The organism is Oribacterium sp. WCC10 (assembly GCF_900113415.1).
Lineage (GTDB): Bacteria > Bacillota > Clostridia > Lachnospirales > Lachnospiraceae > Oribacterium.
Map to the genome: position 1 here is coordinate 71,452 of NZ_FOPH01000007.1, position 19,384 is coordinate 90,835.

The 19,384-nt window shown below is 42.4% G+C and carries 14 protein-coding genes; 1 reads left to right on the forward strand and 13 read right to left on the reverse strand.

The window, feature by feature from the left end; translation table 11 throughout:
- Nucleotides 1–59 precede the first annotated feature (59 nt).
- The 12 genes from BM294_RS07020 to lepA form a co-directional block, all read right to left on the reverse strand.
- Complete coding sequence (locus BM294_RS07020; protein ID WP_091206140.1) at nucleotides 60–872, reverse strand: RsmE family RNA methyltransferase; 813 nt, start codon at nucleotides 870–872, stop codon at nucleotides 60–62.
- A gap of 491 nt (nucleotides 873–1,363) precedes the next feature.
- Nucleotides 1,364–2,485: a molecular chaperone DnaJ gene (gene dnaJ, locus BM294_RS07025; RefSeq protein WP_091206143.1), complete on the reverse strand. Its 1,122-nt coding sequence runs from the start codon at nucleotides 2,483–2,485 to the stop codon at nucleotides 1,364–1,366.
- Between the two features lie 116 nt (nucleotides 2,486–2,601).
- On the reverse strand, nucleotides 2,602–4,473 hold the full coding sequence (dnaK, locus tag BM294_RS07030) for a molecular chaperone DnaK (protein WP_091206146.1): 1,872 nt from the start codon (nucleotides 4,471–4,473) through the stop codon (nucleotides 2,602–2,604).
- 24 nt (nucleotides 4,474–4,497) lie between these two features.
- On the reverse strand, nucleotides 4,498–5,112 hold the full coding sequence (gene grpE, locus BM294_RS07035) for a nucleotide exchange factor GrpE (protein WP_242944470.1): 615 nt from the start codon (nucleotides 5,110–5,112) through the stop codon (nucleotides 4,498–4,500).
- 104 nt (nucleotides 5,113–5,216) lie between these two features.
- Complete coding sequence (gene hrcA, locus BM294_RS07040; protein WP_091206151.1) at nucleotides 5,217–6,248, reverse strand: heat-inducible transcriptional repressor HrcA; 1,032 nt, start codon at nucleotides 6,246–6,248, stop codon at nucleotides 5,217–5,219.
- Nucleotides 6,249–6,631: 383 nt separating this feature from the next.
- A complete protein-coding gene (locus BM294_RS07045) occupies nucleotides 6,632–7,201 on the reverse strand; it encodes a 3D domain-containing protein (protein WP_242944471.1) in 570 nt (189 codons plus the stop codon).
- Between the two features lie 179 nt (nucleotides 7,202–7,380).
- Nucleotides 7,381–8,397: a DNA polymerase III subunit delta gene (holA, locus tag BM294_RS07050; RefSeq protein WP_175494584.1), complete on the reverse strand. Its 1,017-nt coding sequence runs from the start codon at nucleotides 8,395–8,397 to the stop codon at nucleotides 7,381–7,383.
- Nucleotides 8,398–8,553: 156 nt separating this feature from the next.
- The gene (locus BM294_RS07055; RefSeq protein WP_091206156.1) at nucleotides 8,554–10,158 is read right to left on the reverse strand and encodes a sodium/proline symporter; all 1,605 of its coding nucleotides are present in this window, start codon (nucleotides 10,156–10,158) and stop codon (nucleotides 8,554–8,556) included.
- 440 nt (nucleotides 10,159–10,598) lie between these two features.
- Entirely contained in the window at nucleotides 10,599–11,192 is a 594-nt protein-coding gene (locus BM294_RS07060; RefSeq protein ID WP_091206159.1) for a TetR/AcrR family transcriptional regulator, read from the reverse strand.
- Nucleotides 11,193–11,325: 133 nt separating this feature from the next.
- Nucleotides 11,326–12,522 (reverse strand): radical SAM family heme chaperone HemW, encoded by a 1,197-nt coding sequence (gene hemW / locus BM294_RS07065; protein ID WP_091206162.1) that lies wholly within the window; start codon nucleotides 12,520–12,522, stop codon nucleotides 11,326–11,328.
- A gap of 172 nt (nucleotides 12,523–12,694) precedes the next feature.
- Nucleotides 12,695–13,720, reverse strand: a complete 1,026-nt coding sequence (locus BM294_RS07070; RefSeq protein ID WP_091206164.1) for a branched-chain amino acid aminotransferase — start codon at nucleotides 13,718–13,720, stop codon at nucleotides 12,695–12,697.
- A 319-nt stretch (nucleotides 13,721–14,039) separates the two neighbouring features.
- Nucleotides 14,040–15,854, reverse strand: a complete 1,815-nt coding sequence (gene lepA, locus BM294_RS07075) for a translation elongation factor 4 (protein WP_091206343.1) — start codon at nucleotides 15,852–15,854, stop codon at nucleotides 14,040–14,042.
- Nucleotides 15,855–16,300: 446 nt separating this feature from the next.
- Between lepA and rpsT the strand changes: the two genes are divergently transcribed.
- A complete protein-coding gene (gene rpsT / locus BM294_RS07080) occupies nucleotides 16,301–16,564 on the forward strand; it encodes a 30S ribosomal protein S20 (protein ID WP_091206166.1) in 264 nt (87 codons plus the stop codon).
- Between the two features lie 99 nt (nucleotides 16,565–16,663).
- Here the strand turns inward: rpsT and BM294_RS07085 are convergent, their stop codons facing one another.
- Nucleotides 16,664–19,306: a ComEC/Rec2 family competence protein gene (locus tag BM294_RS07085; protein WP_091206169.1), complete on the reverse strand. Its 2,643-nt coding sequence runs from the start codon at nucleotides 19,304–19,306 to the stop codon at nucleotides 16,664–16,666.
- Between the last annotated feature and the right edge of the window lie 78 nt (nucleotides 19,307–19,384).

Sequence of the window (19,384 nt, forward strand, 5' to 3'; positions counted from 1 at the left end):
ATCCGTTTAATGAATTATATTATGACGTGAGTGTCAGATGTATTTGCCACCCGGAATCTCTACTTTGTATCCTGGTCAGCTTTTGCCTCCAGCATCAACATCAATACCGAAAGACTTGTTATAGCTGCTGTCTCAGTTCTAAGTATTCTCTTTCCAAGCGTAACAGGCTCTATACCATGCTGAAGTGCATCTTCAATCTCTCCATCGGTAAAGCCACCCTCAGGTCCGATAAATACAGCTATCTTTCCATGTTCAGGAAGCTTATTCAGTTCTTCCATGGTATGTTTAATGTTTTTGGCATTCTCATAAGGAATAAGCTTAAGATCAAAATCCTTCACATATTCCATAGCCGCCTTCCACTTCATCACAGGCATAACCTCAGGAATAATGGAACGTTTTGACTGCTTGGCAGCAGCCTCTGCTATAGCCTGCCAACGGTCTGTTTTCTTCTGTTGCCTTTTATCATCAAGCTTTATGACTGTATTTTTTGAATCAAGGGGGATAACAGCATGTGCCCCAAGTTCCACTGCCTTCTGTATGATGAGTTCCATCTTGTCCTGCTTCGGAAGTCCCTGAAAAAGATATATATCTGCCGGAAGCTCATGTATCTCTTCAACAAAATTGATATGAAGAACCACTTCAGGTTCCGTAACAGACATATCTCCCGATTCCCGTGCCTCTTTAATATAGTTCTCATCATGAATCGTGATAACATCACACTCGTAATCCGTCCCCTCTCCATCGGAGATAAGTATTTTTTCGCCTACCCTCACCCTGAGAACATTCTTTAAATGATTGTAATTGTCACCCGTAAGAAAAACCTTGCGACTATCTGAATCAATATTGGATCTTTCAACAAAAAAATGATGCATAACGACCTGCTTTCACTATGATTTCCAAGAAAACACTGATTATATCAGTGTTTCCTCAGAGACTTCGGCGTCGGGGCACGGATTTTTAAAAGGAATTGATGTTTCGCAACGAAAAATCCGGCCAGGAAAACGTTTTAATCAGCGTTTCCCTAAGTAAAACTTTCGCTATTATAACAATAATCATTAAAAAGTAAAACTGAATATTCAATTGAAAACAATCTTTCCATTTCAGAAAAAGAACAATCCTGCGGGTTCGCCCGCCTATCGTAATCTGCAACGGCATGCCTATATTCAATCCTGTTACAAAACAAAAACGCCGGAGATTTCTCTCCGACGTTTAAACATCGTTATTTACCGGGTTATCTGCATATCCATGCTCATTATCTTCAATGCACATACATATATATAAACATATATCGTACTTCAATTAACTGTACTTTATTCTGATATAGAAACCTATAAATACTCCATATTCACCGGTTCAGATTATTTCAGATTTCTACAGTCTCTCCGCACGCCTCTGCATATGCCTTGAGAGCTTCCTTCTGCTTCTTGTTGAGAGATGAAGGAATGTTTACAACTATAGTAACGTACTGATCACCGCGAACGTTTGGATTGTTAAGACTTGGAACACCCTTTCCACGAAGTCTGGTTTTGGTGTCAGACTGAGTTCCCGGCTTGATAGTAAGTTCCACATCACCATCCACTGTACGGATAACCTTCTTTCCGCCAAGAGCCGCTGTTGCAAAGCTTATCTCTTCGGTTGAGTAGATATTTGTACCCTGACGCTTAAAGAACGGATGCTGAGAAACAGCTATATCAACAAGCAGATCTCCTCTTGGACCGCCGTTGGTTCCCGGATCTCCGCCTCCTGAACGACGCAGTGTCTGACCATCATCGATGCCTGCCGGAATAGTGATCTCAATATTCTTCTGAGTTGTGATATATCCTTCACCGCGACAGTCAGGACACTTCTCCTTGACGATCTTTCCGCTGCCCTGACAGTCAGGACAAGTTGTAACCTGCTGAATAGTACCAAACATACTCTGGCGTGTCATAACAACCTGACCACGGCCTCCGCATCTTGAACATGTCTCCGGCTGAGTGCCCGGCTTCGCACCCGTACCGTTACACTTTGAGCACTCATCCTTATAACGGATCTTGACTGTCTTTTTACATCCCTTGATAGCCTCATCAAAAGTGATACGTACTCCTGTACGGATAGACTGACCACGGGTTGCCTGATTAGCCGCTCCTCCGTAGGAAGAGAATCCTCCTCTGCTTCCGCCGAATCCGAAAATGTCTCCGAAGATGTCAGAGAAATCCATGCCTCCGAAATCAAATCCGCCAAAGCCACTGCTCTGACCGGCTGCCGAGTTCGGATCAAATGCAGCATGGCCGTAAGTATCATATGCCTTTCTCTTCTGCTCATCTGAAAGTACCGCATAAGCCTCATTCGCCTCACGGAACTTCTCTGCCGCAGCATTGTCTCCCGGATTTGCATCAGGATGATACTTCTTTGCAAGCTTACGGAAAGCCCTCTTTATGGTTGCATCATCAGCATTTTTATCTACGCCGAGAACCTCATAATAGTCTCGCTTCTGTTCTGCCATTTTTATCTCCTAACAAACGGATCATGGTTCTCCATAATCCACATTTTGCCCCCGGCGCACTGCGCCGGAGGCTTTATGAATGATACTCTGCACCCTGTCGGATGTAAAGACTTTAATTAAACTTCCTTGAAGTCACCGTCAACAACATTATCATCGGCGTTGTTCTGCTGAGCACCCTGAGAAGCATCGTTCTGAGCACCTGCACCGGCTGCACCCTGAGCTGCCTGAGCCTGCTCATAAACCTTTGAGAAAAGTGCCTGTGAAGACTTCATAAGTGTCTCCTGGGCAGCCTTGATCTTCTCTGCGCCATCCTTTGTGATGGACTCAAGAGGATTTGCAGCAAGGATATCCTCAAGTGCCTTAAGATCGCCCTCAACCTGTGCCTTGTCTGATCCGGAAATCTTGTCACCTACGTCCTCAAGTGCCTTCTTTGTCTGGAATACGATAGAATCAGCACCGTTTCTTGTCTCGATAGCTTCCTTCTTCTCCTTGTCAGCTGCCTCATACTGTGCAGCTTCCTTAACAGCCTTATCAATATCTTCCTTGCTCATATTTGATCCGGATGTGATTGTGATGTGCTGCTCCTTACCTGTTCCCTGATCCTTTGCAGAAACATTTACGATACCGTTTGCATCGATATCGAAGGTAACCTCGATCTTAGGCATACCACGTCTTGCAGGAAGGATTCCGTCAAGTCTGAACTGACCAAGAGTCTTGTTATCACGTGCAAACTCACGCTCACCCTGTACTACATGGATGTCTACAGCTGTCTGGTTATCCTCAGCTGTTGAGAATACCTGAGACTGTCTTGTAGGGATAGTTGTGTTTCTCTTGATAAGAGGTGTAGCAACTCCACCGAGTGTCTCGATAGAAAGTGTAAGCGGTGTTACATCAAGAAGAAGGACATCGCCGGCACCGGCATCACCTGCAAGCTTACCACCCTGGATAGCTGCACCGATAGCTACACACTCATCGGGGTTAAGAGACTTGTTTGGCTCCTTGCCTGTGATCTGCTTAACCTTCTCCTGAGCAACTGGCATACGTGTCGAACCACCGACAAGGAGAACCTTATCAATCTCACCGGCTGTGAATCCCGCATCACGAAGAGCATTCTGTACAGGAACTGCTGTTCTCTCTGTAAGATCTGATGTAAGCTCCTCAAACTTTGCTCTTGTAAGAGTCATATCAAGGTGCTTAGGACCCTCAGCAGTAGCTGTTATGAACGGAAGGTTGATATCTGTTGTTGTCGAAGCAGAAAGCTCCTTCTTAGCCTTCTCTGCTGCTTCCTTAAGTCTCTGAAGAGCCATCTTATCATTGCTGAGATCTACGCCCTCAGCCTTCTTAAACTCCTCAACCATCCAGTTCTGGATACGGTTATCATAGTCATCACCACCGAGACGTGTATCACCGTTTGTTGAAAGAACCTCGATAACACCATCTCCGATATCGATGATAGAAACATCGAATGTACCACCACCAAGGTCATAAACCATAACCTTCTGCTCATTTCCTTCATCAAGGCCATAAGCAAGTGCTGCAGCTGTAGGCTCGTTGATGATACGCTTAACATCAAGACCTGCGATCTTTCCGGCATCCTTTGTAGCCTGACGCTGAGCATCATTGAAGTAAGCAGGTACTGTGATAACAGCCTCTGTTACCTTCTCACCGAGATAAGCCTCGGCATCAGCCTTGAGCTTCTGAAGGATCATAGCTGAAATCTCCTGAGGAGTATAGTCCTTGCCATCGATGTTTACCTTATAGTCTGAACCCATATGTCTCTTGATTGAAGAGATGGTTCTGTCTGCATTTGTTACTGCCTGACGCTTTGCCGGCTCACCTACAAGTCTCTCACCGTTCTTTGTAAATGCTACGATTGAAGGTGTAGTTCTGAGACCCTCTGCATTAGCGATAACGGTTGGCTTTCCACCTTCCATAACTGCTACACAGCTGTTTGTTGTACCTAAATCAATACCAATTATCTTTCCCATATGATTTCTCCTTTTTCTGATAAACTATTTCTTTACCTTGACCATGCTGTGTCTTACGACCTGGTCCTTATATGTATATCCCTTCTGAAGGTCCTGAGTGATGGTGTCTTCCTCAACATCGCTCTCTGTATCTGTCATAACGGCATTGTGAAGAGATGGATCAAACTTCTCCCCCTCTGCCTTTATAGCCTTAACCTGAAGGTCTTCGAACATCTTTTGGATCTGCTTGTAGATGCCCTGAACGCCCTTTGTAAAAGCATCCTCCTCATCTTCCTTCTCTACGGTTCCAAGTGCTCTTTCAAAATTGTCAACTACAGGAAGCAGCTTCTCAATAACATCCCGTGCGCCAAAATCAAAATTCTGGATTTTTTCTTTTTCGGTACGCTTACGGAAGTTATCAAATTCAGCATAAAGTCTTGTGTACTTATCCTTCCAGTCAGCAATCTCTGCTTCATACTTTTTCTTGAGCTTCTCTGTATCGTCATCAGCCGCATCCGCTTCCTCTGAAGTTTCCCCAGCCTCACTTGCCTCTGCTTCTTTTTCGTCTGCAGGCTCTGTCTTTACTTCCTCAGCTTTGCCTGCTGTAGTCTCTTCAGTACCCTGCTCTTCGGAAGACTGCTTTAATTCCTCGTCTTTCAAGATAACCTCCTGTTTTCAACTGCTAAAATGCAAATCTCTCCGGATCACTCCGGTCTCTGCATCAAAACTATATGATTCAGCTGCATACACAGCCAAAATTGCAACTATTGAAATGCCTGATCCATCTCATTCTGTATCTTGCTCAGAATTTCAAGCACTTTTTCATAATCCATACGCTTAGGACCTATGACTCCGATCGTTCCCTTCAGTCCGTTACCAAGCTCATAGCTTGCAGTGACCACCGAACAATCTGCCATATTCTGAAGAGGTGATTCATCTCCTATATATACCTGAATCGCTTTCTTACCATCTCCCTGCTCCTGACTTCCCTTTACAAGAGCTGCCAGCTCATCCTTTGTCTCAAATGCACTTATAAGCTTTGATGCATTGTCCGACTCAGAGAGTTCAGGATACTTGAAAATGTTTGTGGCTCCCGAAGTATATATCTGAGAATCGCCAAACTTGATATCCAGAACATTTACTATGCTGGCCACTATAGCCTTGATAGTCTCCTTATAACCGGTTCTGGCCAGAAGCTGTGCCAATCGGCCTTCTGTGATATCCTCAACACTTAGTCCGTTAAGCTCATCATTTAGCAGCATGTTAATACTCAGAACCCTGTTGAAATCAAGTTCCTCAGATCCGTCCAGCATAACTGTAGCAGTTTTTACAATGTTTCCCTGCATCATGATAACCAGAAGTAGTCTTCTGGAATCCACCAGAGATGTCTGAATGAACTTGATCTTGTTCGTCCTTATGGACGGCCCGGTCACAACCGCTGCATAGTTCGTATTTTCCGCAAGATTCTTTACCAGCGTTTTCAGCGTGGTCTCAAGACGATCCACCTTTTCGAACATCTCAGTCTTTACATCTTCTATCTCATGCTGATGTGTTTCCATCAGCTGATCAACATAAAAACGATAGCCCTTATCGCTTGGTATACGGCCTGCAGATGTATGAGGCTGTACAATGTAGCCCATCTCCTCCAGATCGCTCATCTCATTTCTTATGGTGGCAGAACTAAGATTTAACCCGGAATACTTACTTATGGTTCTCGAGCCAACCGGTTCTCCGGTCTCAAGATAATTTTTAATTATGGTGGTAAGTATAACAACCTTACGTTGATCCAGCTCCATCTGTCCGCCTCCTTTGCTTTTATCTGTTAGCACTCAAAAATATGGAGTGCTAACATCTGAGAGTTATAATACTCGCCTTACAATTTTATGTCAAGAGATTTAGTTAAAGCGAATTGTGAAATAAGCATGAAAAAAACGAAGCCGCATTTCTGCAACTCCGCTTAATTATGTCTTATCAGGAAAACGCTTATTAAAATGTTTCCCTGCCTGGATTAAAGCATCAACTTCCTATGAAGATCCGTGCCCCGACGCCGTAGGCTCTAAGGATAATCCGGTCACTCCCGATACATCGATCCTGATCAGAAAAGAGAACAGAACCGAATCCAAAGAATCTCCATTTCAGTTTCAAATATCGGCAAATTGTTTATATCAAGTGTGAAAGATCAGGTCGCAGGTACTGCTATGTACACATCAAGATAGCGGTATCCAAGATTTGTCACCCCGGCAGCCTCTCCATATGTATCGTAATATATATCAATCATATTGCCGACTACTCCGCTGCCTATATCCTCAACCGTGTATACAGTGTTGTTTATAAACACCTTAGTCCCCAATGGGAGTACAGAAGTATCCGCGGCAATGGTATGATCCGCAACAGTATATGCTCCCGAATATGTAACACCGGCCCCGTAATATCCTGTAAGTTTGAACTTGCCAAGACATGCGCCTCTCACATAATGTGTTGACTCCTCTGTAACTTTGGTTCCTATGGGAGTTTCTCCGGGACGTGCGGCTAAAGCTGCTGCCATGGCCTGTTCCAATGCAAGCTCTGCCTGCATCTCTGCATCCAGACTTTCATCCGAAGACTCTTCCAAAGTATAACCGGTAACCTGTGAAGTATCGTTCCAGGCTGTACCCGTTGGACCGACCCCTTCAGCTGCAAAAGCAGAAGCTGAAACAACAACAGCCATGATAAACGCAGCTGCTATCGTCTTTAATTCTGCTGACTTCATAAATAAGTTCCTCCTGATATTTACATAAACATCCATCGAATAAAAGGATGTCAGGATGAGCACTTATGTACTCATCTGTCAACATATAATTCGCAGTTATATCAAGACCTTAATACACTTGCTTTTGGGGGTCAACTTACTTTTTTATAACCAAATTATAATATTATGCTTTATTTTTCTTAAACCGTAAGAAGTAATTCCACCGCTATACGGTCAGAAAGATTGCCGCTTTTTATGGCTTCATCATAGTCAAGAGACCTTGAAATATAAGCTTCCAGGCTCTCCAGCGTATAATGTTTAGCCTGATTCTGAAGCTTTCCGAGTATCCATGGAGAAACACCCACAAACTTTGCAGCCTCCTGCCCCGTCATACCCTTTGTCACCGATTCCTTTGTAAGCAGAAGCTGATTGAAATTACGTCTCATAAGGCTGAGAATCTTCATCGGCGCTTCCTGAAGAGTGAGGAGATCTGCATAATATTTCAGCGCCTTTTCCGTATTTCCAAGACTCATCTCAGTTATCATGTCAAAGACCCTGTCTTCAACATTTTGAGAACATATAGTCTCCACATCCTCATCTTCTATGATTTCCCGCTCCCCTGTGTAAGCTATCAACTTCTCAAGTTCCGATGCAATGTTATCCATGCTGGTCCCAGCCTTCATAAGTACCAGGTCCATCGTAGAACTTCTGATCTTCTTCCCTGCATTTGTGAGATAACGCGCCGCCCATCTGCCAAGCTGTCCATGATCCTGTTCCCCAACTTCACATGCAAATCCGTTTTTCTGTATGATCTTATACAGTTTTCCTCTCTTATCCGCAGTATCTTCTATAAACATGAGATGCGCAGTGTCAGGATAATGTTCTATATCCTCAAGAAATTTGACCAGCTTCTCAGGAGGAGTCTTCTTAAACCACTGACTGTCTGAAACAATGACAAGTCTTCCGTTATTCTCGCCAAATGTAAAAGGAATTGTATTCAAAAGATCAATAAGTTCGTCAACATCCGGAGCTCCGTCAAAATAGGTATACGCCATTCCTTCTTCTCCGCCAAAGGCTTTTCTGAAGGCTTTCTTATATGACAGCTTAAGATACTCTTCAGATCCGTACATAAGATAATATGGTTTATAATCACCGCTCTTCAGATCCTGACTCAGTTTCAGATATTCACTGTACGTTTCCTTTTTATTAAATGCCATGTATAACTCCACTCGTAAAAATTTAAAGACATTATAACAAAATAAACCGGGCATAGGAAGAATCCCTGTGCCCGGTAAAAATCTTAACACTATTCTGAATATTGCGTAATAAACCATTCTGCCCGCAATATCATGTACTCATATCATTTTCCAAAGTCAGATATTGGTAGATACTTCCTGACCTGCCTCAACATAATCGAATGCGGCATTACCTTTCATCCTGCATCTTGCTGCCACTTCATCAAATGTTGCCTGAATCTCCTTTGACGGAGCAAAAGTAAGCAAAGATACAACTACATTAACAATAAGAGCAACTACAAATGCAGGAAGAAGTTCATAGATGGCAAATGCTCCGCCCATAGGTGCAACCAGGAACTTCCATACGAAAACCATAAGTCCTCCGGCGAACATTCCGGCTGTTGCACCGCCTCTTGAACTTCTCTTCCAGAAAAGAGCAAGAAGCATAACCGGTCCGAACGCAGCTCCAAAACCTGCCCATGCAAATGAAACCACTCTGAACACACTGCTGTCAGGATTCCATGCAAGGAATACAGCTATGATAGCAATCGCAACAACTGTACCTCTCGCTATAAGCATTGAAGTTTTGTTATCAAGCTTGATCTTAAGGAAATCACGAAGAAGATCCTCTGACATACTGCTGGCTGCTGCAAGAAGCTGGGAATCTGCTGTTGACATGGTTGCCGCAAGGATTCCTGCCATGATGATGCCGGATACTATAGAAAAAAGAACTCCATTACGACTCATTAAATCAGACAATCTGATGATGATAGTCTCTGATTCCGAACTTGCAGTAAGAAAATCTATCTTTCCTGCCACAGAAACGCTGTAACCGATTATTCCGATAAGAACTGCAACTGCCATAGAAACAAGAGCCCATACAGATGCGATTCGTCTTGAAACCTTTATCTCCTCCGGATCACGTATAGCCATAAACCTGAGAAGAATGTGCGGCATTCCGAAATACCCAAGTCCCCAGGCAAGTGTGGAAATAACAGAAAGTCCTCCGAAGCTTGCAGCGCTTCCTGTAGCTGCATCATAACCCTTTGACAGATCAAGGTATCCCGGAAGAGCCTTTGCATTCTCAACTACTGTATGAATACCACCGGCCTGAGATATGCCAAAGAAAATGATGATAACCAATGCTACAGACATGACAACTGACTGGATAAGATCTGTTGTGGAAACAGCCATAAATCCGCCCATAACTGTATACCCTATGATAACCGCCGCTCCGAGAACCATGGATACGTGATAATCCCATCCAAAAAGGCTGTTGAACAGTGTGCCTACCGCCTTGAATCCCGATGCTGTATAAGGGATAAAGAAAATCAGTATAACCACAGCAGCAAGACATGAAAGTGTGCGCTTTCTGTCATCATATCTTCTTGAAAAGAAATCCGGAACCGTATTTGCACCTATCTTTTCAGAATAAACACGAAGTCTCTTGGCAACCAGCAGAAAATTCAGGTATGTTCCTGCTGCAAGGCCGATAACAGTCCAGCCTACCTCTGCAACACCTGCAAGATAAGCAAGTCCCGGAAGTCCCATAAGTAGATATGAACTCATATCTGAAGCCTCCGCACTCATGGCTGTAACTATAGGATTCAACCCACGACCTCCAAGATAAAAATTCTCGGTATCAGCAGAACTTCCCTTTCGGCTGTAATAAACACCGATAAGAATCGTAACACCGAGATAAGCAATGATAGCCATTAAAACGCAAATACTTGTACCAGACATACTCTCCTCCTGAAAATTTGTTATTCAGTACTATATCACAACTATTATTAGACTAAAATGCAGAATGTTGTATAGACTACATTCTGTACTATTTTATCATTTATATCTATTAACATATTAATTTCAATCATATTTTAATAGACTAATATCCGTTCATTTATATGTCTTAAAAATATTTTTTTGAGTACTCATCATTTAAATTGGTTAATTTGTTCATATTTTTCGATTTTATTCCATTATAATTTAAGTGTGATTCTCATTTTTCCTCATCAAAAAAGCGCAGACATAAGAGTTAATAATCCTCTTACATCTGCACTTTTGCGCCAGTAAAACACTCTGAATCAGCACTGCTGCACTACCCGCCTAAAAAAGCCGGATCAGAATACAACCATCAAAAGCAGATTCACATCCTGCTTATCCAAAATGCCTTTCTATTAATATCAAATCCTATTTTTTCTGAATCCCTGAAGGAACATTGGCATCAGCCTGTCAGCATTGCGCCCCAGAGAATATTCTCCATCCTCAAGACACCAGTCATACAGGAGCGCCCGTTCAAACATGGCATAGTCATTCACCATCTGATTGACAGTTATATCATCTCTTATTTCTCCTCTTTCCTGCCCGCGCTTTACTATCTGCTTTATAAGTTTGAAATAGGTTCTTTTTCTGTCCAAAAGATGCTTTTCTCCATGTGTGACAAGCTGCGTTGAAAACATTCTGGCCAACAGCTCTATGGAAATGGAAGAATCAATCATTTCAAAGAGTTCGTGATTAAGAAATATCAGCTTATCAATGGCGTTCATCTCCGGATCTATGACTTTTTCAAGTTCCTCATACTTTTCATCGAACAAAAACTGCAGTGAACTGAGAAGCGCATCCTTTCCCTCAAAATAATGATAGAAGGATCCCTTTGATGTACCTGATTCAAAAACTATATCGTCAACAGTGGTATCATCATATCCCTGTTCATAAAACAGTTTCCATGCAGCCGTAACGATCTTCTGTTTTGTATTTCTTCCGCTTTTCTTTGCCATATTTCACCCTTCACCCGAAAAAGCCAATATTCCAATGTATCATGATATACAAATGTTTTATCTCAACCGCATTTATCGCTCGAACACCAGCCAAAGAATGTATTTTCATCAAGAATCGGACGCATCACACAGATCATCTGTCAATAAGGAACTGACTGAGAATCACATTGGAAACATCCATACCCCTGTCAGAAAAACGGAATCTGTATCCATCATGAATGATAAATCCCTGACTGACATATTTCTCAAGTTCACTTCCGAAAACGCTCATTATATCCATCTGAAATCTTTGTTTGAATTCAACTTCGGATATACCTTCAATACGTCTTAATCCAAGGAACATAAACTCTTCCATCTGATCTTCCTTACTGAGAATCTGCTCATCTGTACGAAGCAAAGAGAATCCCGCTTTCATGTCATCAGAAAAATCAAGCTCCATATAACGTCTGAAATCTCTTGTATTGCTCCATCGTTTACCGCTAAAGTATGATGCCGCTCCAAGTCCGAAGCCCAGATAGGAAACATTGGACCAATAGCCGTAATTATGCCTGCATTCATATCCCGGTTTTGCATAATTCGAGACCTCGTATCGATTATAACCGTATTTCCCGGTAAGGACACGTGTGATCTCATCAATTTCAGAAGCCGTTTCTTCATCCGGAAGCGCTAATGTTCCGTCCTTGTACATTTTCATAAAGGGCGTGCCCTCTTCCACTATCAGATTATATATCGAAACATGCTCTGGCTTTAACATAAGCACATGTTTCAATGTCTCATTCCAGCTTTTCAATGTCTGACCCGGTATATCATTCATGAGGTCAACATTGATGTTGCTGAATCCCTCCATCCTTGCATTCTGAAAGCATTTTAAAAAATCATCAAAAGCATGTATTCTTCCGAGCATTCTGAGTTCCGAATCATTGGCAGACTGAAGTCCTAGAGAAAGTCTGTTGATTCCGGCTTCCTTGTATAAAGAAAACTTGTAGCGAAGCGTAGAGGCCGGGTTGCATTCTATAGTAATCTCGGCATCTTTCCTTACTGAAAAATGATCTCTAACCTCATCCATGATATGAACTATATGACGAGGATCAATAAGTGACGGTGTCCCTCCACCTATAAACACGCTGGATACTTCACGGTTTTCTGATGCAGGCTCTGCTCCCAATGCAATCTCTCTGCACAGCTTTTCCACATATTCAGCATGATCCTGTTCTTTTACAGGGAAAGAAAGAAAATCGCAATAGTTACACTTTCTTGCACAAAAAGGGATATGAATATAGAGTTCCAATTGTTTAACATCAGTCGGATCAATGATCTTTTTTTCCAGCATATATGCTCCTGTTCGATAATAATAACAGAGAAACCATAGCCTTCTTTGCCTGATTTTTAACAGACTTATTATCAATGCCTTAATTCTTCTCTGCGGCTATTAAATCTAACATAAATCGGGCAGAAAAAAAAGCCTGCCGCAATGCGACAGGCTGTCAATCACTATATCATAATCAGCAAACGTGATGAATCCATCCCTCCGGAGCCTCTATCTTGCCGCTCTGGATGCCGGTGATAGTGCTGTAAAGCTCACCGATTACCTCTCCGGCCTTCTCCATACCTGAAGGAAGAAGAATCTCCTGATCTCCGTTCACGATACGTCCTACAGGAGAAATAACAGCAGCTGTTCCGCAAAGACCACACTCCTTGAAGCCCTTGATCTCATCAAACTTTACAGGTCTTTCATCAACTGTAAGATGCAGATAATGCTCTGCGATATAAACGATAGAACGTCTTGTGATAGAAGGAAGGATAGACGGTGACTTAGGAACTACAAGCTTGCCATCCTGATCCACAAATATGGCATTGGAACCGCCTGTCTCCTCAACATAGCTCCTTGTTGCAGGATCAAGATAAAGATTCTCTGCATATCCTGCCTGATGAGCGAGTACTGAAGAATGAAGGCTCATTGCATAGTTAAGTCCTGCCTTTACAGCGCCTGTTCCGCGAGGAGCCGCTCTGTCAAAGTCTGAAACAAGAATAGCGATAGGTGTTGCACCACCCTTATAGTAAGGGCCAACCGGTGTTGTAAAGATTCTAAACTGATACTCTGTAGCAGGCTTTACACCGATAACAACGCCTGTTCCAAACTCATATGGTCTGAGATAAAGAGATGCTCCTGAACCATATGGAGGCACCCAGTCGATATTGGCCTTAACGACCTGATCCACCGCATCGATAAACTTGTCCTTAGGGAACGGAGGCATCTCGATTCTCTGCGCTGATTCGTAAATTCTGTCTGCATTAAGGTCAGGACGGAAACATACAACAGAACCATCCTCCCATGTATATGCCTTCAGACCTTCAAATACCTGCTGGCAGTACTGAAGCACACATGCTGACTCGTTAATTGTTACGTTCGGATCATCAATGAGTGCGCCTGCATCCCACTTACCGTCTTTATAATTAGAAACATATCTCTTATCTGTTACGTGATAAGCAAAACCTATATTTGCCCAATCAAGGTCCTTTTTAGCCATGTTTGTAATCTCCTTTCACGACATCTCTAATATGTCGGCTGCTTTCTCAAGTATAAGTCTAAAAAAATACGATTTCAACGAGGCTTAATACATAATATTATTATACAAGTTATAATCACTGATTATTCTTTACTTTCATATTCAAACCCGCAGTTATATCTACAACAGTAACTATACTGTTATAAAAATACCTTCTTTTTTATTACGTATTCCATGTATAGCTTCAAACCCCAGCACTCTTTCCTTACTTTTAACAGACAGAAAGCAAAAACAGATGTCAGAATTTTACATTCCAACATCTGTTCTAAACCTTATTTCCTTATTCTGAATCCAGCTTGAGCACGGACATAAATGCGCTCTGCGGAATCTCAACATTACCAAACTGGCGCATTCTGCGCTTACCCTCTTTCTGCTTTTCAAGAAGCTTCTTCTTACGGGAAATGTCTCCGCCGTAACACTTGGCAAGAACATCCTTTCTAAGCGCCTTTACAGTCTCTCTGGCCTGTATATGACCGCCAATAGCCGCCTGAATAGGTATCTCAAACAGCTGACGAGGTATCTCATTCTTCAGCTTCTCACACATCTTCTTGCCTCGCTCATAAGCAGAGTCAGCGTGTACGATAAAGCTGAGGGCATCGATAACCTGACGATTGACAAGGATGTCAAGCTTAACCATCTTACTTGTCTGATAGCCCTTAAGGTCATAGTCAAAAGATGCATAGCCCTTGGAGCGTGACTTAATGGCATCAAAGAAATCGTAAATTATCTCATTAAGCGGCATATCGTATTTGAGTATCGCTCGATTTGCCTCAATGTACTCAGTACTCTTATATACGCCACGTCTCTCCTGGCAAAGAGTCATGATAGAGCCCATAAACTCAGGTGTAACCATGATCTCTGCTTCAACTATAGGTTCCTCCATGTGATCTATCTCTGCAGGATCCGGAAGGTTTGCAGGATTTGAAAGCTCCATCATGGTACCATCTGTCTTATATACATGATAAACAACAGACGGAGCAGTCGTAACGAGATCAAGATTGTACTCTCTCTCAAGTCGCTCCTGTACTACATCAAGATGAAGAAGTCCAAGGAATCCACATCTGAAACCAAATCCGAGAGCCTGTGATGTCTCAGGTTCATACTGGAGTGCAGCATCATTAAGCTGAAGCTTCTCAAGAGCATCACGAAGATCCGGATATCTCATGGTATCCGCAGGATAAATTCCGCAATAAACCATGGACTGAACCTTCTTGTATCCCGGAAGCGGCTTTTCTGCAGGACGGGCAGCATCTGTAACTGTATCACCTACACGTGTCTCACGGATATCCTTGATGGAAGCAGTAATGTAACCAACCATGCCGGCAGTGAGTTCCTCGCATGGGATGAATCTTCCCGGTGCAAAATATCCAACCTCTGTAACATCAAACTCAGCCTTGCTGGCCATAAGTCTGATACGTGTGCCTACCTTCACGGTTCCTTCCTTAACACGACAGAAAATGATAACACCTCTGTAATTGTCATAAAGTGAATCAAAGATAAGTGCCTGAAGCGGATTCTCAGGAGAGCCCTCCGGTGCCGGAAGCTTCTGCACAATGGCTTCGAGCACGTCAGCAACATTCTCACCTGTCTTGGCAGAAATCCTCGGCGCATCCATGGCCTCAATACCTATAACATCTTCCACCTCTTCCGCAACACGATCCGGATCTGCGGAAGGAAGATCTATCTTATTGATAACAGGAAGTATCTCAAGGTCATGATCAAGTGCAAGATATGTATTTGCCAGTGTCTGTGCCTGTATCCCCTGTGTGGCATCCACTATAAGGATAGCTCCGTCACAGGCTGCAAGTGCTCTTGATACCTCATAGTTAAAGTCAACATGTCCCGGAGTATCAATGAGATTAAATATGTACTCCTTACCATCCTTTGCGGTATATATAACACGGGTAGTCTGAGACTTGATGGTGATTCCCCGTTCTCTCTCGATATCCATGTTATCAAGCACCTGTGACTGCATCTCTCTTGCTGTAAGAGTTCCGGTCATCTCGATGATACGATCTGCAAGTGTTGATTTACCGTGGTCAATATGTGCTATAATACAGAAATTTCTGATTTTTGACTGATCAATATTTTTAATATCTGCCATGTTTCTTCCTAACTATATGTAATCTAATTCATTTTCGTTCAAATATCCTACCATATTGATTGCATCTTTGCCAATATATTTGAAGAAGTACCATTACTGATGCCATCAAAAAACACAACAAGATAGAAATGGCATCGCATTTGGGGACATGCCTGTTGACTCTTATCTTATTATGATCCGGATAACTGTCACCGAAAAGCCGCCTGTACATTTCCAGCATGATTTGCCCTGTATCCACACGGGTTGTAAATATTTATGTCACTACCGATTGACAGCATAATAAAAGATTATAAAAGGTCTAAAAATTTTACCCGCCGATTCTCTTGACACAATTGAGGCTTTTATATATGATAGTTGAGCGTGTTTTCAAACTGTCCGTGTCCGGTATTTGAAAACATCATAAACAGATATATATCATGTGAAAGGAGATATTTCCAATGGCAAACATTAAATCCGCTAAGAAGAGAATCCTTGTAGCAGCTACAAGATACGAGCGCAACAAGGCTATTCGTTCAGAAGTTAAGACATACATCAAGAGAGTACACGCAGCAGTAGAGGCTGGTGACAAGGCTAAGGCTCAGGATGCTCTTAAGATGGCTCAGAAGAAGATCAGCATGGCTCACAGCAAGGGCGTTCTTAAGTCAAACAACGCTTCAAGAAAGATTGCTAAGCTTTACTCAGCAGTTGACGCTATGAACTAATAAGCGCGTATGCGCGCAGAAATCTTTGATCAGGATTTCTGTTTTCAAGTCGTTCTTGAAATATACTTTGTAAGTAACGTTACTCACAAAGACCCGCGGTTAACCCACCGCGGGTTTTTTTATTGATTCTTTTAACAGACTCCTGGTCTTATACCTCTCACCGTCACTCACTATCCTTATCTCTCCCATCTTTGCAGTTTCATACATGCTTATACCGTAGCTTTTCATAAGCCCTACCGTTTCACGATGCGGATGCCCATAGTCATTACCAGCGCCGTAGCTTATGATCGCACATTCAGGTTTCATATATTTGAGAAGTTCCTCACTTGTACTTGTTGAACTGCCGTGATGTCCGAGCTTGATAATGTCTATATCCGGAAGATCCCCCTCATCATGACCATACTGTTTTAAATCCTTTCCGGATGATAATCCTCCTGCTGCATCCTCATGATTATATATACTTCCATCTCCCACCATTCTCCAGCTACAGTTCTTCAAATATTCAAGCATTTTCCTTTCGCATTCTTTGTCCATATCTCCGGTAAACAGCATTTTAAATTCACCGTAACTCAAAAGCATTCCTATGGAATGACTGTTTGCTTCCGATATATAGCCTCCATCCAAAGGATAAAGTCCTGTCAGTCTGAGATCATCTGATTCCACCACGCTTCCTGTCCCAAAATACGAGACTTTTGTCCCCCTACCTTCCGCTGCATTTCGAAGTTTATCATATCTTTCATCCTCCTTTCCGCAGAACGGGAGACACAACTCATCTATAACTATCCCATCTTCGTTATTCAAAATATCTATCATGCCGCTGTAATGATCAGAATCACAATGAGTAATGAATGCCATATTTATTCTGCCTATTCCCTGTGACTCAAGGTACGGCACCAGTCTGTTTTCCGCTAGTTTTTTGTCCGAGGATGAGCCGCAATCAACAGTCAGCACAAGATCATTATGTCGTATTATAAATCCATCCCCCTGTCCCACATCAATGCATGTAATCTCAATCCCGGCAGGTATCTTTGGAAGAAGAACCCGGCAGGCAATCATGAGACTGATGAGCCAGATTCCCGGAAGTTCATAGTATATCTTCCGTTTTATCCCTTTAAGTCTTCCCTTCTTCCTTTGATCTTTAAGATAAAGGGTCAAAACAAGAAGAAAAAAAAGCATCGTGTAGTAGACTATGATTTCCGATATCTTCGGTCTGCCAAGAAGAAGTGATGAAAACGGCAAATCAGACGTTTGATGGCATAGATAATTGTAAAAGCTTAAGATATAGTGTCCGGATGCCAATGCCGCAGCACCTGTCAGTACCGACGCAAAAGAAAGGGCAATTGCAAGAAGTCCGCTGTAAATCACATAATTCATAAGCGGAAGTACAAGAAAATTAAGCATCATCCCATAAAGAGGAAACCGGAAAAAGTGATAAATAATGACCGGCAGAGTCATGATCTGAAGAAACAAAGACATACAGATTCCGTTTAAAGTCTTTTCTTTGGGGAAAGGAAGGATGGCACCTGTTCCAAGAGAAAGAACTGCCATAAAACTCAGTTGAAATCCCGAACTGAAAATCATATAGGGTTCACCGATAAGCAACAATATACAGGCGCAAGCCAGTGCTGACAGCATATCATATTGTCTGCCTATGGCTTCCCCAAGGAATCTGATAAGCAGCATTATCACAGCTCTCATCGCCGAACCCGAGCAACCGGTAAATATCCCGTAACTTAATATCAAAATCGCCGAAAGAACTCCTGAAAAACGTTTTGTCGAACCGCATCGTCTCAAAAAATCATAAAATCCGGCTCCTATAATAGACAGATGAAGCCCTGACACAGCAAGAATATGCGCTATACCATTATCCTGATACAGTTCCCTAATTTCCTCATCCATGGATGATTTATCGCCAACAAGCAACGCCTTATATATGCCAAGATCTCTTTCTTCTGAAACAAGTTCCAATCTTTTACATACCCAATTTCGAGCTTTTTGAAGCAACGATCTGAAGGGTTCCGGTTCACCACCTGTGATTTCAAGTCTGTCACCATACATTGAACCGCTTATGCCCAATGTCCGGTAGTATAATCCGAAATCAAACTGTCCTTCATTCCTTACTCCTTCATCCTGTATCATTGTTCCGTAGATTTTCACCATCTCCCCGGGATAAGGGCTTTGGATGTCTGATTCTTTATCAGATACAATATCATTTTCATCATTTTTACGGATTCCCGTTTTATCGGATCCTGATTTTCCGAAACGAGATGAACTATAGGATGTATCGCTGTTTTTTAGATAAACCATGATATCTCCGACACTCTGATCATATCGTTCTTTCAATTCCAGAGGTGCATCTTCCGGTAATGTTTCCGAACTTCCATAGGCATTGGAAAGCACAGCATTCTTTATCACTATTCTATCATTCTTTAGTGATGAAGTATGACTGTCTACGGTTCCCTGAAGGCATACCTTCAATCCATCAAATTTTTGAATATTGGTTTTATACAGATCAAGACTCGCCATATCATACCGGTATCTGAGTGTACCCGTCAAAAATACAGCAAGAAGAATTGCTGCCATTCGCTTAACCAGTCTTTTACTGATGATTCCATGGGATAATACTCCGCAGAAAAGAACTCCTGCAGAAACATTAAGATAAAGGCCTGCTTCAACAGCTGTTACACACACTCCAAGTACGAACACCATCGCAATCAGAAGCATAGGTCTTTTATAATTCATAGGGCTTGATAGTAACAGATAATGATTAGTATTACAAGAAGAAAATCATTTACTTCCGGCGCATATATTAAAACATGC

Coding starts and splice junctions, on each gene's coding strand:
- BM294_RS07085 (WP_091206169.1), bottom strand. CDS start 19,306: ATGAATTATAAAAGACCTATGCTTCTGATTGCGATGGTGTTCGTACTT.
- BM294_RS07070 (WP_091206164.1), bottom strand. CDS start 13,720: ATGGCTAAAAAGGACCTTGATTGGGCAAATATAGGTTTTGCTTATCAC.
- dnaK (WP_091206146.1), bottom strand. CDS start 4,473: ATGGGAAAGATAATTGGTATTGATTTAGGTACAACAAACAGCTGTGTA.
- hrcA (WP_091206151.1), bottom strand. CDS start 6,248: ATGGAGCTGGATCAACGTAAGGTTGTTATACTTACCACCATAATTAAA.
- BM294_RS07060 (WP_091206159.1), bottom strand. CDS start 11,192: ATGGCAAAGAAAAGCGGAAGAAATACAAAACAGAAGATCGTTACGGCT.
- BM294_RS07055 (WP_091206156.1), bottom strand. CDS start 10,158: ATGTCTGGTACAAGTATTTGCGTTTTAATGGCTATCATTGCTTATCTC.
- rpsT (WP_091206166.1), top strand. CDS start 16,301: ATGGCAAACATTAAATCCGCTAAGAAGAGAATCCTTGTAGCAGCTACA.
- dnaJ (WP_091206143.1), bottom strand. CDS start 2,485: ATGGCAGAACAGAAGCGAGACTATTATGAGGTTCTCGGCGTAGATAAA.
- BM294_RS07020 (WP_091206140.1), bottom strand. CDS start 872: ATGCATCATTTTTTTGTTGAAAGATCCAATATTGATTCAGATAGTCGC.
- hemW (WP_091206162.1), bottom strand. CDS start 12,522: ATGCTGGAAAAAAAGATCATTGATCCGACTGATGTTAAACAATTGGAA.
- holA (WP_175494584.1), bottom strand. CDS start 8,397: ATGGCATTTAATAAAAAGGAAACGTACAGTGAATATCTGAAACTGAGT.
- BM294_RS07045 (WP_242944471.1), bottom strand. CDS start 7,201: ATGAAGTCAGCAGAATTAAAGACGATAGCAGCTGCGTTTATCATGGCT.